The sequence below is a fragment of the Lysobacter sp. Soil_N_51 genome, assembly GCF_057655755.1.
The window spans coordinates 49,041-65,713 of record NZ_JBDGLR010000011.1; the positions used below are offsets into that span (position 1 = coordinate 49,041).

The window sequence follows — 16,673 nt, forward strand, 5'->3', positions numbered from 1 at the left end:
AACATCGCGACGGTCGCGACCTCAAGGTGCGTCGTGCATCCGATAACGGTTCGACGACCCGTCCGAACGCAGGATTTCCAGCGCCGCGACGCGGCCGTCGGAGGCGCGTTCGAACTTGACCCGCACGCTGGGATCGGCGGCGACGTAGAACAGATCGCGTTGCAGCGCCGCCAACGGCTGCGGCGGACGCTTGCCGTTGCGCAGGATCACCCGGCCGCCGTCCTGGCCGATCTGGATGCGTTCGTACTGGCCCAGGTAATCGGCCGGGCTCGCGTTGTCGGCCGGTTTTGCCTGGGCCTGCAACGCGTCCAGGGCCCAGTGCGTGTCGACCGCGGCGGCGCCGCTGAGTCCTTGCTTGAGCGCCGCTTCCAGCGCCAATCGCTGCGCGGTCGCCAAGGCGTCGGACGGCGCGACCGCGACATCGGGTATCACCCCGGTGCCTTCCCAGTTGCCGTGGGTGATCGGGCTGACCGGCGAGCCGAAGGAGACGAATACGCTGAAACCGGCGGCGAGCGGGATGTCGCCGCCGGGATTGGCCGCGCCGCTGCTGGCCTGTCCCACCACCTTGGCGCGGCCGGCGTTCTTGAGCGTGTACGCCAGCGCTTCGGCGGCCGAACCGGTGCGCGCGCTGGTCAGCACGTACAACGGCACCTGCAGGCGCGGCGTTGGATACCAATCCGCCGGCGCTTCGGATTCGGACCGCATCTCGTCGCCGCGGCGCAGGCGGAAGCGGTTGTAGATGTCGGCGTTCTTGGGGGTGAAGGCGCTGGTGAGGTAACCGACCGAGGCCGGCGAGCCGCCGCCGTTATCGCGCAGGTCGATGATCACCGCGTCGGTCGCGGCCACCAGTTGCAGCGCCGCTTCCAACGCGCGCCGCGCCGGCTCGTTCGGGTCGCCGAATTCGAAGTGCGGCAATTCGCGCAGGTCGATGTAACCCACGTTGCCGGGCAGCACTTCGACCCGGCGCAGGCCGTAATTGCGGCGCGGGCTGAAGTCGACCGGCGCGGCACCGCCGGGGCCGGCACCTGGTCCAGGACCGGGCCCCGGCCCGGGACGCATGCCCGGGCCGGGCGCTTTACCGGCGGGATCGGGCGCGCGCCAGTTGACCCGGAAATGGCCGTCCAGCGGCCGGATGCGTTCGCTCAACGCAGTGGCCAGATCGCGTGGATCGGCGTAGCGGTCGTAACGGCCCTGAGCGGCTTCGCCACGCAAGGCGGTGGCGATCTGCTTGGCGCGGTCGATGTCGTAGTAGTACGTCTGGATCGCATCGGCGACTTCGGTGACCGTCGCGCGCGGCGACGGCGTGGCCGCCTGCGTCGCGGCGGACAGCAGCGACAGGCACAGCAGCGCCGAGCACTTGAGTGCATTGCGCAATGAACGGGAATACAGCGGAACGACGCGCATGAAACCTCCTTGGAAGAACCCGCCGCATGCGAGCGGCAGGCACGACGGACGAGGCAAGCCCGGTCGGTGCCGGACTTGCCGTTCGCGGCCCGCGCATGCGGGAGCGTTGTCTTCGAAGATGCGGTCAAGCGTCGTTCCGTTGCAGCCGAGCGCGCGATGGCGATCGGCGCGGCGCGTTCAAGCGAAGCTGGAACTCGCGTCGTTGTACCAGGCGCTGCTGGCCGGCATCACCTGGATCGACTTCAGCGCGCTGGCCGCGACGCTGCCGCCGCCGAAATTCAGGCTGGTCAGGTCGACCTTCTGCACGATGCTGTTGAACGCGGTGCTGTAGTAGTAAACGAAGTTGGTGTGATCGCGCGCGACCTGCCACATGGTCCAGTCGCCGACGCTCGGTGCGCGCGGCTTGAGGTGCGGATGCGGCGACTGCGACAGCGACGCATGGGTCGGGCTCAGCAGCGCGGTGCCGTAAGGCGTGGCCTGGATCATCTGCACCATCTGCAGGGCGACGTTGACGATGGTCTGGGTGCTGTCGGTGGCGCCGGCGGTCGCGGGTGTCGGCAGCCAGCCTTCGCCGTCGTCGGGCAGCAGGCCGAAGCCCTGGCGGAAGGTCGCGGCCTTGACGAAGCGCGAGGCCGACATGATGTCGCCGGGCAGGCCCAGCAGGCCGCTGCCGACCGGCGGGCCCGAATCGTTCGAGGTGCTGGTGCCGGCGCCTTCCACGCTCAGATGCACGTAGCTGCTCAGGTTGGTGCGTTGCCAGTCGTAAGTCGGTGCGTTGGTCAATACGCCGTCGCTGGTGGCGCCGTCGGCGTAGTCGGGCGGATAGACGTTCATCGCGCCGCCGACGAATTCGATCACCACGCTGGCGCCGGTCGCGTCGGTGGCGATGAAATGCAGCGGCAGATAACTTTCGGTGCCGACCGCCGGGCCGATCACGTTGACGCCGGCCAGCGCGGCGACCACGTCGGGGACCGTGGCGAACTGGCTCATCACCCACGCGGCGATATCGCAGAACTCCAGAGGATTGCTGCTGGCGCTGCTTGGGTAGGCCGTGCCGGGCAGCCACAGCGCCGCGCAGGACAGTCCGACTTCGTTGATGCCGTCGACGAAACACGGGGTCTTCGCCATCGACTGCGGATCGCCGAGGCCGACGAAACCGTAGCTGCCGATCCATCCTTTCGACTGATTGGCGACGATGGGGAAGGTTTGCTGAGCGGGCACCAGGTACAGATTCGTCGCCAGCCCGCCGGTGAGTTCCATGCAGCGCGTGGAGATGAACTGGGTCGGGTTGCCTTGGACGGCGGGGATGGTGGGCACTGCGAGCAAGAAGTTGGTGCACATGACGGGCTCCTTTCCTTGGGCGATGCGGGTGCGTTTAAGTGGCGGGCCGTTGCGGCCGCCGGAGGCGAAAGCGGCGCGGTGGCGCGCCTTCGTGTGCTGCTTGTACGCCCGCCCCGGTGAGTCGGTTGCGATGATCGATGTGGAAATGTGGCGCGATGCTCGCTTTGCCGCGGTATTGGTCCGCGGGTCGACGTTGCGCCGGGCTGGCCGTTGCTCGTGGCGGCGACGGCGCGGCGTGCGTTGCTTCGGTAGTGGGCTGGCGGTCGGGCATCGGGAGGCGGGCATGACGCATTCGATCGCGCGTTGGGCGGTGTGGGCGCTGGCGTTGGGCTTGTCGGCCTGAGGCGGCTCGGGTGGCGGGGACAAGGTTTCGTCGCAGCCGCGACCGTCAATCGCGTGGACACTGGAAGGTGTCGTCGTAATCGCGATGTCGCGGTCGCGACTCACGTCGCTCCTACAAGGGGCTGGGGGCGCGGCGATGCGGCCGGGGCATCGACGTCGCCGAGCTTTTCCATAGCCGCGCAATCCGACTGTAGGAGCGGCGCGAGCCGCGACCGCGAATTGCGCAAGGCGGCGGAGGTTTCGTCGAAGCGGCGACCGGCAATCGCGTGGGAACTGGAAGGTCTCGTCGCAGCCGCGATGTCGCGGTCGCGACTCACGTCGCTCCTACAGGGGGCTGGGGGCGCGGCGATGCGGCCGGGGCATCGGCGTCGCCGAGCTTTTTCATAGCCACGCAATCCGACTGTAGGAGCGGCGTGAGCCGCGACCGCGAATTGCGCAAGGCGACGAGGGTTTCGTCGCAGCCGCGACCGTCAATTGCGTGGGAACTAGAAGGTCTCGTCGCAGCCGCAATTACGCGGTCGCGACTCGCGTCGCTCCTACAGGGCGCTATCGTCGCCACGCGAAAACTGCGCGAGTTCCACGCCCGGCCGCGTCAGGCGGCCGGGCGCGCAGCCCGATCAACAGGTCTGGTTATTGCCCGGGGCGACGCCGAGGATCGCGGCGAAATTGCGGTAGTACGCGCCGCGGTTGAGCATCTGCTGATGGCCCAGGCCGGTGGCGTTGCACTCGATGCCGCCGTTGATCGCGCGGATGGTTTCGCCGAACGCGCGCAGGTTGACCATCGCCTGATGCGGGGTGTTGCTGGCGCCGCCGCGCTGGGTCATCCAGTACCACAATGCGGTCTGCCAGGAGATCGCCGAATTGGTCGCGACCAGGTCGGGGTTGTTGAGCAGGTCCAGGCCCAGCGCGCTGCCGGCCGAGGCGTAGTTGTAGTTCCAGCTCAGCTGGATCGGGCCGCGCCCGTAGTATTGCTTGCCGCCGCAGCTGCCCTGCGGCTGGCAGTAGTGATCCCAGTTGGCTTGATTCAATTCGCGGATATGCACCAGCCCGCCGGTTTCCTGATTGACGTTGGCCAGGAACGCCGCCGCTTCCTGGCGCGCGATGGTGTCGCCGCCTTCCTTGGCGAAATTCGGATACGAGCGGATCGCCGCGACCAGGCCGGCGTAGGTGTAGAACGAATTGCGGTTCGGGAACATCTGATTGAACTGCGCTTCGGTGACCACGAAACCGCCGGTCGGCGGATTGGTGGTGTCGCAGTTGGTCGGCTGCCAGTACCAGGTGCTGATGGTCGGGTCGGTGCCGTCGCTGCCGTTGGTGCCGACGTTGACCAGCTTGTAGTACTGGTTGTTCGGCGGATATTTGACGATCGTGCCCAGGGTGTAGTTGACCCCGCGGGTCCAGGTGACGAAGGTGCAGGTCGCCGCGGGCGCGACCACGGCGGTGCTGGTGTACGCGCTCGGGGCCGGATCGGTCGGCGTTTGCGGCGCGGCGTAGGCGGCGGGGAGGTAGAGCAGGCCGAACCAGCCGAGCAGGCCGTGTCCGGCCCAGGCGCGCGGGCCGCGCGTAGTGATGCGTGCGTTCATTTCGTATCCTCAGGGTGTGGGCGCGAGTCCCCCCGGGCGACGCACGCCATGCAGCGATGACGGATGCGTGTGTTGCGAGCGATGTTTCTTATGGTTATGAACGCGGCGGTCGCGATGGCGGTCCATCGCCGCGACCGGGGCGATATCCGGGCGGTTCCGCGCCCGTTGCCGGCCGTTGCGGGCCAGTGACAGACGATCGGTGGTGGCGACGGTCGCGAGCGACCTGCCGGCGACTGTAACGGCGCGATTGCGGCTGAATCCGGGCGGCGGTCGCGAAAAACGCGATGGCGGTGCGGTGGCGTACGGCGGCGATGCGCAGTCGCGACCCCGGTCGCATTCGCGTTGCGATGCGGCAACCCTTTCGCGCTGCGGCGCGGTATAAAACCCGGGCGATACAGGGGCGCGACGTCCGCCGGTTCTCCCGGGGCATGTCCTTCAGATCACGCCCATCCAGATCACGAGGTGAAGCGATGAACCAAGCAAGCGCAATCGCAGCCGCCGCGCTGCTGGCTTCGACCCTGGCGCTGAGCGCCTGCGACCGCGCGAGCGCGCCGCAGGCCGCCGCGCCGACCAAACCCAAGCCCGAACGCGCCGGCGAACCGCTGGACGCGGCCAAGACCGCCGAGCGTCTGGTCAAGATGCGCGCCCAGGCCTTCGCCGGCGATCAGCAGGGCCTGCAGAAGAATCTGGAAGGGCTCAATCACGACGTCAGCCGTTCGATCCGCCTGGCCGATCAAGCGCGCAAGGTCGATCGCGAGAACGCGCGCGTCGCCGCCAAGAGCGTGAAGGGCGTCAACTCGGTGGTGTGGATCGACGGCGAGAACCTGCTCGCGCTGGTCAACCAGAACACGCAGCGCAGTTACGACACCATCGATGCGATCTGCACCCAGCTCGAACCGCTGGGCGACACCCTCGGCGTGGTGGTCAATCTGCAAAGCCGCGCGGCGCGCACCGGCGACGAACTGGAAATCCTCAGCCGCAACTGCCAGCTGCCGCCGGGTGAGCGCGCGATGGCGCAGCGCAATCGCCAGATCGACGTGCTGCCGCCGGAGGTGCGCGCCCAGCACCGCGCCAATGCCGACGCGGCCCTGGCCGGTCCGGATCGCAGCGCCGAGCGCGCCGAGAACGAACGCATCATTCGGTCGAGTACGCCGGAGTTGTAGCGTTTTTGATCGGGAATCGGGAATCGGGAATCGGGAGTCGATAAAGCCGATCGTGTCGACGAGGTCGCGTTCGCTGCGAGCGCGGCCTGTCGCGATGCTCGCACGACATCGCTCCCGTCGCGACGAGGTGTGTGCGGCGCCGATCTGACCCACAATGGGCGCCCCACACGCATGAGGTGACACATGATCCAGCGATTCGACGTCGGCGCGCGCCTGTCGGAAATGGCGATCCACAACGGCACCGTCTACCTGGCCGGGCAGGTGCCCGACAGCGAGGACCTGGACATCGCTGGCCAGACCCGCGAAACCCTGGCCTCGATCGATGCCTTGCTCGAACGCGCCGGCACCGACAAGAGCCGGATTCTGATGGCGCAGATCTTCCTGGCCGACATGGCCGATTTCGCCGGCATGAACGCGGTGTGGGAAGCCTGGGTCGTCCCCGGCCACACGCCGCCGCGCGCGACGGTGCAGGCGCCGTTGGCCAATCCGAAGTTCCGGGTTGAGATCGTGGTGACGGCGGCGGTTTGAGAGGGTGAAGGTCGATCGCGACGGTGATGCGTCGCGGTCGGCCGGACGTGGCGTGATTCGGTTTTTGTGCTGGCGCGACGTTGGTCGGTCGGTTGGTGTAACTCTTGTTGTTGTCGCTATGCGCATTCCGGCACATAGCGGTCGTATGCCACGCAATCCGACTGTAGGAGCGGCGCGAGCCGCGACCGCGAGAATAAGGTGACGACGCAGCCGCGCCGCAGTTGCAACCCCGCGGTCGCGGCTCGCGCCGCTCCTACAGGTAGGTCATGTGGCTTTCGCCCTAGGTCAGGTTTCGCTTCCAGCGCTGCGAAGCCACTGACTCGCGTTAGCAAGAGCACACCCGAAGGGCGGCGCACATGGATGTGCGCCGTGCGCCACCGAGACAGGATGTCTCGTGTGGCGCATGCCCGCGTCTGCTCCGCACGCGCGGGCTCTTGATTCACAAAAAGCGTTTTTCTTTGGTTAGCTTTCTTTTGTCGCTTTTGACAAAAGAAAGTAACTCGGCCGCTTGCGGACGAAAGCTGTTGCCTTTGCCTCAAAGGCTCTAAAGCTTTGAAGCTTTGAAGCTGCAAGCAGGATCAAAAGCTTCCGCCACTAAAGCGGCGGGTCACTTTCTTTTGTCAAAAGCAACAAAAGTCCGTCTGGATTCCCTTCGGTCAAAAGGTAACCAAAGAAAAATGCTTTTTTGTTAGTCAAATGCCCGCACGATCGGTGCTGACGCAGGCACGCGCCACACGGGACATCCATGTCCCGGTGGCGCGCGGCGCGCATCCATGCGCGCCGCCCTTCGGGTGTGCTTTTGCTAACGCGAGTTACAAGCGTCGCAGCGCTGGATGAACTGCGCGGCTTCAAGCCTCAAGCCTCAAGCCTCAAGCTTAGAATTGGAGTTGGTCGCAATGGTGACGGCCATGACGACGAAACATCTTCAGCAGCCTGGACGGCGAAACTCAAAGACCACGCAACAACGTTCCTGATCGGTCAAGCCGGTCTGCAGGCGACCACCGTTACGATGAAGCGGTTGGGACAGCGGATGCCGCTGCCGGAGCAACCGTCAATCCGCGCGAGCCGGGTAGCTGCAGCCCGAATACGCCACCTGGCAATCGCTCGCCGGCGCGAACTCGGCGGATTTTTCGCAACGTTGCAGACTCAGCCGCTCGGCTTCCTCGATGGTCGCCGCGCTCGCCGATGCCGCGCTCGCCAGTGCCGTGCCCGCGCCGTTATGCGCCACCGCGCCGCATTGGTTGGAATAGCTCTGCGCGATCGCGCAGTCGCCGCCGACGGCGCCGCGGCATTGCGCCAGCGCGATCGTTTCGGCGTCGTGCTTGCTCAGCTTTTCGAAAGCGACGCCAAACGTGTTGCCGCGGCCGGTGGCGATCGCGCCCCAGCGGTCGGACCATTCGATGCGTGGCTGTGCGACCCGCGTCTGGCCGACGGGCTGGCGTTCGCGCGGTCGCGACGCGGTGGCGCAAGACGTCTTCGTCGCGTTCGCGCCGCGTGGCGTGGCGCGCTGGCCCGGCGGGCAACTGGCCGCGATGGCGGAGCCGCCGATCGCGAGCCACAGGCCGAGCGTGCATAGAGATCGATGGTTCATGCGGCTGATCCCCTGGTTCGGTACGCGCATTCGTACGACATGCAACGGCGCGACGTTGGGCGAATGTAAGAACACAAACGCGGCTGGATCAACCACTAAAACCCCGAATGCACGCTCGCTGTCGAGTGTTCGCGTAAAAAAGATGCAGCATCTAATTCATCAGCGTGCCGTAAGCGCGCCGATCGAAAGCTGTCGACGACTCGATACGCAGCGCGTGGCGATTCACGAATGTGATGCAGGCCCGCGATTGCGCTACACCGCTGCGCCGCAACCGAAAATCGGCAAAAAACGCGATGTTCTCCGCATGTCTCAGGCGTGCGCGCTACGCCCGCGCGGTGGCGAATCATGTGCATGAATGCGTCGCATGCGTCGCGTCGTGAGCACACGTTCGGGATTCTGTGATCACTCTCAATGAACATTTCGAAGCACCGTTCGGAATCGCATGGACGCGGCCATCGCGCGGGCGCAGTGTCGATGGGCGTTCGGCGACGCCGGCGACACGCACGCAGCCCGAACGCCGCATTCCGGTGTTTTTTCCCAGATCGCTTCAACGCGTCGTCGCCCGCTCGGGCGGCGGTCCTTCGGCCTTTTCCAAGAGAACTCCCATGACCCGTCGCCATCTGCATATCGCCATCGCTCTCGCCATCGGCCTGATGCCGCTGCTTTGCGCCGCGCAAGCCGCGCCCTCCGCCGCCAAGGGTTTCGAACTCGATCTGGGCGGATTGCGCTTCGATCCGCTCACCAGCAAGCCGGTGCAGGCCGCCAGCGCCTGGGGCCGCACGCGCGCCGACGGCGACGACTGGCGCATGGTCCAGTTCACCGGGCCGGTGCAGCAGGCGTGGCTGGACGAGCTGCGTCGCGCCGGGCTGGAACCGGTGCAGTACGTGCATCCCTACACCTACATCGCCTGGGGCAAGCGCGACGCGCTCACCCGTCTGGCCGGGCAGCGCGAAGTGCGCTGGAGCGGCGATTTCCTGCCGGCGTACCGGGTCCAGAGCGAACTGCGCGAGGCCGCGCTGCAAAAGACCGCGACCGGTCCGGTGCAGGTCAACGTGATCAGCCGTCGCGGCAGCGCGCTCGGCGCCAGTCTGGCCAAGATCGGCATCGGCGATACCGGCCTGGGCGCGAAGATCGTCGACCGTCATCTGCAGACCCAGACCGTGCAATTGCCCGCCGATCAACTCGCCACGCTCGCGCAGACGCCGGGCGTGTACAGCGTGCAGAGCGTGCCCACCGACGGCGGCCTGCGCGGCGAGATGAGCAGCCAGATCAACGCCGGCAACGTCAACGCGAGCAATCTGGCGGTGCCGGGTTATCTGAGCTATCTCAGCACCGCGGGCGTCAACGGCACCGGCGTGATCATGGCCAACGTCGACGGCGGCATCCATCACACCCATCCGGATCTGGTCGCGCGCATGGCCGCGTGCACCGGCACCACCTGCGGCGGCAGCGCGAGCAGCGCGCACGGCACCCACACCGCCGCGATCATGGCCGGCGATGGCGCCTCGAACGTGCGCGCCACCGCGTCCACCGGCAGCTTCCTGCGCGGCCTGGGCGTCGCGCCCGGCGCGAAACTGGTCGAACAGCGCTATTCGCCGTTCTACACCCAGGCCGGCGGCATGCTGCTGCTGATGACGCAATCGGTGCGCAACCGCGCGGTGATTTCAGGCAACAGCTGGGGCCCGGCGGGGTCGCCGCGCGGCTACGACGGCGACACGCGCCAGGTCGATGTCGGCGTGCGCGACGCCGATCCCGATGCGCCCGGCGATCAGCCGCTGGCCTATGTGCTGTCGTTCATGAACGGCAACGGCGGCACCCAGAGCCAGGGTTCGCCCGACGAAGCCAAGAACACCTTCACCATCGGTTCGACCAAGGGCCAGACTTCGGCGACGGTGCAACTGGCGGCGATCAACGATCTGTCCAGCAACACCGCGCACGGCCCGGCGCTGGACGGCCGGCGCATTCCGGCGATGGTCGCGCCGGGCTGTTCGATCGATTCGGCCAACAGCGCGACCGGTCATGGCCTGATGTGCGGCACCAGCATGGCCTCGCCGCAGGTGGCCGGCGCCAGCGCCTTGTTCGTGCAGTACTACCGCAATCGTTTCGGCGTCGATCCCAGCCCGGCGTTGACCAAGGCCGCGTTCACCGCGGTCGCGCAGAACCTGGTCGGCAAACTCGATGCCGACGGCGGCACGTTGGCGACCGCGCCCGATAGCAAGCAGGGCTGGGGGCGGATGTTGATCGACCCGGTGCTGCGTCCGGCGCAGACGGTGCAGTACGTCGACCAGAGCCACGTGTTCAACAACACCGGCGAGAGCTGGACGCGCACCTTCACCGCCGCCGACCCGACCAAGCCGGTGCGGGTCATGCTGGTGTGGACCGACGCGCCCGGTCACGGCCTGGGCGGCACCACGCCGGCCTGGAACAACAACCTGGATCTGCGCGTGACCGCGGGCGGCAACACTTATCTGGGCAATGTGTTCACCAGCGCCGGCTGGTCGGCCACCGGCGGTGCCGCCGATGCGCGCAACAACGGCGAAGGCGTGTTCCTGCAGGCGGCGCAGCACGGCGGCAGCGTCAATGTCGTGGTGCGCGCGACCGATATCAATTCGAATGGACTGCCCAATGCCGGCGACGATACCGATCAGGATTTCGCGCTGGTCTGTTACAACTGCGCGGCGAGTTTGTAAGTCGGCGTAGCGGTTGCGTGGTGGATGCGATTGGCGACCCGGGTGGCGTGAGCTGCCCGGGTCGTTTCGTTACGTCGCAAGCCGCGTATCCGACTGTAGGAGCGGCGTGAGCCGCGACCGCGAAACCGCATTCACGTCGTAAGCCGCGACCGCGACATCCGGCCTGCGACGCGGGCGTGGTTTCGCGGTCGCGGCTTACGCCGCTCCTACAGGGGGGCTATCGGGACGACTCAGGCGGCCAAGGCCTGCTCGCGTTTGCGCGCGGCTTCCATGAACGACATCAGCAACGGCCGGCCCGGCAGCAATTCCGGAAAGCGATGATCGTGGAACTCCGGATGCCATTGCACGCCGACCACGAAACTCTCGCCGCGGCCGCGGATGCATTCGGGAATGCCGTCTTCCGACCACGCTTCCACCTCCAGGCCTTCGCCGAGGTTCTTGACGCCCTGGTGATGGATCGAATTGACCCGCGGGTCGGCGGCCTGCGGGTACAGCGAGGCCAGCCAGCCGTCCTCGCGCATGCGCAGCGAATGCGCGTGTTCGTCGTACTGCGCCGGGATGTAGTGCTGCGCGCGGGTCGCGCCGCCACCGACCAAGTCCTGGTACAGGCTGCCGCCGTGGGCGACGTTGATCAGCTGCATGCCGCGGCAGATGCCGAGCACCGGCTTGCCGGCGTCGATGAAGGCGCGCAGCAGATTCAATTCGAAGCGGTCGCGGTCCGGATCGGTGGTCATCAGCAGTTCGCTGGGCCGCTCGCCGTAGGCCTGCGGGTCGATATCGGCGCCGCCTTGCAGGATCAGTCCGTCCAGCGAACGCGCGTAATCGCGCACGGCCAGATCGGTGGCCTGGACCGCGCCGGTGGCGTCGACGGTGGGAATCATCACCACCAGCGCGCCGCTGGCCATGACCCAGTGGGCCATGGATTGCTCCAGGTATTGCAGGGTCTTGTTGCGGAAACCGTATTCGGGCGGCAGGTTGCGCATCAGGCGCGGCGACAGGCCGATCAGCAGTTTGCGGGCGGGAGCGGGCATGGCGAGGGTATCCAGAGCGAAGTCGGGTGACGCTTTGTAATCGGGCGCTTTGTACTCGGAACTGGGTGGCTCGGAATCAGATGATCCGTGGTCGGATGATTCGCGGGGCAGTCGGAGCAGGGCATGAACGAGGGGGCGAGGTCATGCGGCGGGCACGGTGGTATCCAGCAACCAATCGACCACATGCTTGAGCGCGTTGGCGCGGCTGGCGCCGTGCTGGCGTTGTTCGCGATAGACCTGCAACTGCGTATGCGCGCTGCTGCCGCGTTCGACGATCGCGTCCAGGGTTTTGAGTGCGTCGACACAATCCAGGGCCTGCGCGTCTTCGTGACACAGCGCGCGCAGGCGCCGCAGCTGCTCGATCGCCGGTTCGGTATTGCCCTGCGCGTCGAGGAAGCTCGCCTGCAGGCCGAAGCGCTTGGCCCGCCAACGGTTCTCGTCGATGATCCGGCGCGTGCTCGCATTGCACGGCGGCGCATCGGCCGGGCGCATCGCGATATGCCGCATCAGACAGCGGTACAACGCGGCGATCGCCACGCTGTCCTCGACCCGGGTGCAGGCGTCGGCGATGCGCAGTTCGACGGTGGGAAAATTTGGCGAAGGACGGATCGCCCACCACAGCGAGCGGGCGTCGCTGATCGCGCCGGCGCGCACGAGCACCGCGGCGAACGCGTCGTAATCGGCCTGGCCTTCGAAGAAATCCGGAATGCCGGTGCGCGGCCATTCGTCGTACATGGCCTGGCGGTAACTCATCAGCCCGGTGTCGAAGCGGTCCCAGAACGGCGAGGAGGTCGACAGCGCCAGCAGCAGCGGCAGCCACGGCATCGCCCGGTTCATCGCCTGCACGCGGTCGACATCGTCCGGCAGTTGCACATGCACGTGCAGCCCGCACACCTGGCTGCGCCGGGCGACGATCTGGAAATCCTCGACCAAACGACGGTAGCGCGGCTTGTCGGTATGGGTCTGTTCGCGCCACTGCCCCAACGGATGCGTCCCCGCCGCCAGCAGCGCCAGCCCATGATCGTGCGCCAGCGACGACAAGCCGCGCCGCAGTTCGCTGAGCTGCCGCTGGGCCTGGGCCATATCGCATTGCACCGGCGTGGCGATTTCGATCTGCGCCTGCAGCAGTTCGCTTTCGATCGATTCGCCGAGCTCGGCCCGCGCGCGCTTGAGCAGGCGGCCGGGCACCTGGGTCGCGAGCAGGCGCGAATGCGGGCGGACCAGGAAGAATTCTTCCTCGATGCCGAAGCTGTACTCGCATTGCGCGCTCATTGGAGCGCGCTCATGACAACAGGCTCATGGACGCGGCGTGCACAAACGCGGTGCTCAGCCGCTGCGCCGGAAATTGCGGTCGGTTCATTGGATTCATGTACCCAAGGTAGCGGCATGAATGTAAGAACCAGTTGAAGGCAGCCCGCTCGACCGCGATACCACGGCTGAAACCGACAGCGGCGAGCACTACCGGTGGCGGATGCGAATCGCGCAGCGACTCGGCAGCCCGCGGCGATTCAATCGCCGCCGAAGCTAAACGCCGCGCGTTCGTCCGCATCGAGCGCCGGCGTGGTCGCGCGCCCCGTCGCCGCCGATTCCACCGCCGCCTCCAGCACCGCCATCACCGCCAATGCCTGAGTCGGCGTCACCGGGTTGTCGCCGCGCTCGCGGATCGCATCGAAGATCGCCATGTAATAGCGGCGCTGATCGCCCGAGGGCGTGGTCAGCCGGCGCGAGCCCTCGCCGTCGTGGAAAATCAGGTCGTCGCCGTCGGCGCCCCAGCCCGGCGAACCGGGCACCACGCCGGCCAGCAACTGCGCTTCCTGCTGATCGGCGCGAGGTTTGACCAGGCTGCCGCGCTCGCCGTGCACGGTGAAACGCGCGCTGCCGCCGGCGGCGAGCATGCTCGCGTGCAGGATCACCCGGCGCTGGCCGTAGTCGAGCAGCACGTGCGCCCAGTCGCTGACCTGGCCGTCGCGGCGTTGCGTGGCCAGGCTGGCGACGACGCGCTCGGGCAGGCCGAACAATTGCAGCGCCTGGTCGACCAGATGCGGCCCCAGGTCCCACCACACGCCGGTGCCGGGCCCGGCCTGTTCGCGCCAGCGTTCGCGCACCTGTGGACGGAAGCGGTCGATATGCGATTCGAAATGCACGACCTGACCGAGCAGGCCGTCCTCGATCGCCTGCTTGACCCCGAGGTAGTCGCTGTCCCAGCGCCGGTTGTGGAACACCGACAGCACCCTTCGATGCTGCCGCGCCAGCGCGATCAGTTCGCGCGCTTGCGCCATGTCCAGGGTGAACGGCTTGTCGACCACCACGTGCTTGCCGGCCGCGAGCGCGGCGCGCGCGAGCGGGGCGTGGCTGTCGTTCGGGGTGGCGATCACCACCAGTTCGACGCGCGGATCGGTGGCGGCGGCGAACGGGTCGTCGACCACGCTCATGTACTGGTAATCGGCGTGGACCTTGGCCGGGTCGCGCGAGCCGACCACGCCCAGCGACAGGCCGGGCGTGGCGGCGATCAACGGCGCATGGAAGGTCTTGCCAGCGAAGCCATAGCCGATCAAGGCCACACGGACGGGAGCGGGCGCGCTCATGCTGCGAACTCATGCGGGGGATGGCACACCTTGCCGGATCGCGGCGCGCGCGGCCAGCACCGCATGCGGCCATCACCATTCATGAGGCCACTTTGCCGAAGCGGGCGCGGATCGGGTAACAATTCACCGATTCCCCCAATCGGATGTCTCGATGAGCGCAGCCGCACCGGCCTCGGCCCCGGCCCCGAGCAACTCCCCGGCCCGCGTGCTGTTCGCGAGCCTGATCGGCACCACCATCGAGTTCTTCGATTTCTACATCTACGCCACCGCCGCGGTGCTGGTGTTTCCGAAGCTGTTCTTCACCAGCGCCGACCCGGGCACGGCGGTGCTGCAGTCGCTGGCGACCTTCGCCCTGGCCTTCATCGCCCGCCCGGTCGGCGCGGCGGTCTTCGGCCATTACGGCGATCGCATCGGGCGCAAGGCGACCCTGGTCGCGGCCTTGCTGACCATGGGCCTGTCGACGGTCGCGATCGGCCTGCTGCCGACCTACGACAGCATCGGCATTCTCGCGCCGGCGCTGCTCGCGCTGTGCCGGTTCGGCCAGGGTCTGGGCCTGGGCGGCGAATGGGGCGGCGCGGTGCTGCTGGCGACCGAGAACGCGCCGCCCGGCAAGCGCGCGTGGTACGGCATGTTTCCGCAGCTCGGCGCGCCGATCGGTTTCTTCCTGTCGACCGGCATCTTCCTGCTGCTGACCGACACGCTCGGCGACGAAGCCTTCTTCGCCTGGGGCTGGCGGATTCCGTTCCTGGCCAGCGCGGCGCTGGTGTTCGTCGGCCTGTGGGTGCGGCTGCGGATCAACGAGACCCCGGCGTTCCAGCGCGCGATCGACCAGCACGAGCGGGTCAAGCTGCCGATGCTGCAGGTGCTGCGCAATCATCCCGGCGCCCTGATCGCCGGCACCTTCGGCGCCCTGGCGACCTTCGTGCTGTTCTATCTGATGACGGTGTTCGCGTTGAGCTGGGGCACGTCGAAGCTGGGCTATGCGCGCGAACAATTCCTGCTGCTGCAACTGGGCAGTGTGGTGTTCTTCGCCATCACCATTCCGCTGTCGGCGCTGTTCGCCGATCGTCGCGGCCGGCGCCTGGCGATGATCCTGTCGACGGTGGCGGTGATCGGCTTCGGCATCTTCTTCGCGCCGTTGTTCTCGACCGGCAGCGCCTGGGGCACCTTGCTGTTCCTCGGCCTGGGCCTGGGCATCATGGGCCTGACCTACGGTCCGCTCGGCACGATCCTGGCCGAGATGTTCCCGACCGCGGTGCGTTATACCGGCGCCTCGCTGGCGTTCAACCTCGCCGGCATTCTCGGCGCGTCGTTCGCGCCGTGGATCGCGACCCAGTTGGCGAATCGGTATGGCTTGGCCTATGTCGGCTATTACCTGGCCGCGGCAGGGGCGTTGACCTTGATCGCGCTGTTGATGGTGCGCGAGGACGACTCGCACTGACCTCGCCATTCATCGCGCCTGGCGGGTCCCGTTCCTGAAACGGGGCTGTCGCGTCAAGCCGGATTGGCGAACATCAACACGGCAGGTCCGGTCGCGATCGCGGGGACGGGTTCAATCGTCCTTCTTGTAGACGTGCTTGGTCGCGCGCACTCCCTTGGGGAACAGCTTGCGCACCCAGCCGCGCAGCAGCGCGTCCGCGCGCAGCACCCGGTCGCGCAGCGGCTGCTCGGGGCGGCCGCGGAACGAGGTCGGATGGAAGTAATCGCCCGCACCGACCGGATGATCGGAAAAATAATAGTTGGACACGCAGCAACGCGGCCGATCGGTGGTATTGGCCGACACCGAATGCCAGGAATGCTGGTTGGTCACCATCACCGCCAGCCGGTTGAAGCGGCTGACGATGGTGTTGGCCTCGCCGTCGGGGCCGTCGGGCCACAGTTCCAGATTGGCGCCGTTGGCCTGTTCCCAGTCCGGGCTGACGTAATACAGCAGATTGAGGACGCGGTAACGCTCGCGATCCTTGTCGTGGGAGTTGTCCAGGTGCGGATTGAGGAAGTGGCCCTGGCCCATGACCGAAATCCCGCCCGCGTACAGATGCGCGTCGGGGTACAGCGAGCGCAGCCCGGTGATCGCGCGGATGGCTTCCAGCACGCCCGGCTGCTGGAACGCGAACACGATTTCCTCCAGCAACGGATCGTGCTGATCCATCTGCGCCGATACGTATTTGAGTTCGCGCAGATTCTTGCGCAGCATCATTTTCGAGGCCGGCGGAAACGCGCCGAAGATGCGCGTGGCGAGTTCGGGCGGCAACAGATCGTCGATGACGAAATGATGGATCGGCGCGGCGTCGTGCCACTGCTGGGTGAGTTGCTGGGCCTGCTCTTCGAGCTTGCGCTCGATCAAGGCGCCGATCTGGACGCGATCCATAAGCTTGCTTGCCGCTGAAAGGGGGACGAAACAGGGCGGATTCTAAC

Annotated in this window: 12 protein-coding genes; 4 read left to right on the forward strand and 8 right to left on the reverse strand. The window is 67.0% G+C overall.

The genetic code is table 11. The annotated features are described in order from the left end of the window. Positions 1-21: 21 nt before the first annotated feature. The 3 genes from AC3A4T_RS20885 to AC3A4T_RS20895 form a co-directional block, all read right to left on the reverse strand. Positions 22-1,404 (reverse strand): S41 family peptidase, encoded by a 1,383-nt coding sequence (locus tag AC3A4T_RS20885; RefSeq protein ID WP_487677160.1) that lies wholly within the window; start codon positions 1,402-1,404, stop codon positions 22-24. Positions 1,405-1,581: 177 nt separating this feature from the next. Further along, positions 1,582-2,745, reverse strand: coding sequence for a linear amide C-N hydrolase (locus AC3A4T_RS20890; RefSeq protein ID WP_487677161.1), 1,164 nt, complete (start codon positions 2,743-2,745; stop codon positions 1,582-1,584). Between the two features lie 959 nt (positions 2,746-3,704). Next, a complete protein-coding gene (locus tag AC3A4T_RS20895) occupies positions 3,705-4,670 on the reverse strand; it encodes a chitinase (protein WP_487677162.1) in 966 nt (321 codons plus the stop codon). A gap of 470 nt (positions 4,671-5,140) precedes the next feature. On the opposite strand from AC3A4T_RS20895, the gene AC3A4T_RS20900 reads away from it, so the two are divergent. Both AC3A4T_RS20900 and AC3A4T_RS20905 read left to right on the forward strand, forming a co-directional pair. After that, positions 5,141-5,833 carry a hypothetical protein gene (locus AC3A4T_RS20900; protein WP_487677163.1) on the forward strand — a complete coding sequence of 231 codons (693 nt, stop codon included), beginning with the start codon at positions 5,141-5,143 and terminating at the stop codon, positions 5,831-5,833. Positions 5,834-6,016: 183 nt separating this feature from the next. Further along, complete coding sequence (locus AC3A4T_RS20905) at positions 6,017-6,361, forward strand: RidA family protein (protein ID WP_487677164.1); 345 nt, start codon at positions 6,017-6,019, stop codon at positions 6,359-6,361. A gap of 1,051 nt (positions 6,362-7,412) precedes the next feature. Here AC3A4T_RS20905 and AC3A4T_RS20910 read toward each other — a convergent pair. Beyond that, positions 7,413-7,952, reverse strand: a complete 540-nt coding sequence (locus AC3A4T_RS20910; protein ID WP_487677165.1) for a DUF4189 domain-containing protein — start codon at positions 7,950-7,952, stop codon at positions 7,413-7,415. Between the two features lie 605 nt (positions 7,953-8,557). On the opposite strand from AC3A4T_RS20910, the gene AC3A4T_RS20915 reads away from it, so the two are divergent. Next, positions 8,558-10,642, forward strand: a complete 2,085-nt coding sequence (locus AC3A4T_RS20915) for a S8 family serine peptidase (RefSeq protein ID WP_487677166.1) — start codon at positions 8,558-8,560, stop codon at positions 10,640-10,642. Between the two features lie 230 nt (positions 10,643-10,872). On the opposite strand, the gene AC3A4T_RS20920 is transcribed toward AC3A4T_RS20915, so the two are convergent. The 3 genes from AC3A4T_RS20920 to AC3A4T_RS20930 form a co-directional block, all read right to left on the reverse strand. Then, positions 10,873-11,673, reverse strand: a complete 801-nt coding sequence (locus AC3A4T_RS20920) for a gamma-glutamyl-gamma-aminobutyrate hydrolase family protein (protein ID WP_487677167.1) — start codon at positions 11,671-11,673, stop codon at positions 10,873-10,875. 141 nt (positions 11,674-11,814) lie between these two features. Next, complete coding sequence (locus tag AC3A4T_RS20925) at positions 11,815-12,945, reverse strand: carboxylate-amine ligase (protein WP_487677168.1); 1,131 nt, start codon at positions 12,943-12,945, stop codon at positions 11,815-11,817. A gap of 236 nt (positions 12,946-13,181) precedes the next feature. After that, the gene (locus AC3A4T_RS20930) at positions 13,182-14,258 is read right to left on the reverse strand and encodes an oxidoreductase (protein ID WP_487677169.1); all 1,077 of its coding nucleotides are present in this window, start codon (positions 14,256-14,258) and stop codon (positions 13,182-13,184) included. Between the two features lie 151 nt (positions 14,259-14,409). Here AC3A4T_RS20930 and AC3A4T_RS20935 point away from each other — a divergent pair, with 151 nt between their 5' ends. Beyond that, positions 14,410-15,699 (forward strand): MFS transporter, encoded by a 1,290-nt coding sequence (locus tag AC3A4T_RS20935; RefSeq protein WP_487677170.1) that lies wholly within the window; start codon positions 14,410-14,412, stop codon positions 15,697-15,699. Positions 15,700-15,810: 111 nt separating this feature from the next. Here AC3A4T_RS20935 and AC3A4T_RS20940 read toward each other — a convergent pair whose 3' ends face one another. Further along, complete coding sequence (locus AC3A4T_RS20940) at positions 15,811-16,626, reverse strand: 2OG-Fe(II) oxygenase (protein WP_487677171.1); 816 nt, start codon at positions 16,624-16,626, stop codon at positions 15,811-15,813. Between the last annotated feature and the right edge of the window lie 47 nt (positions 16,627-16,673).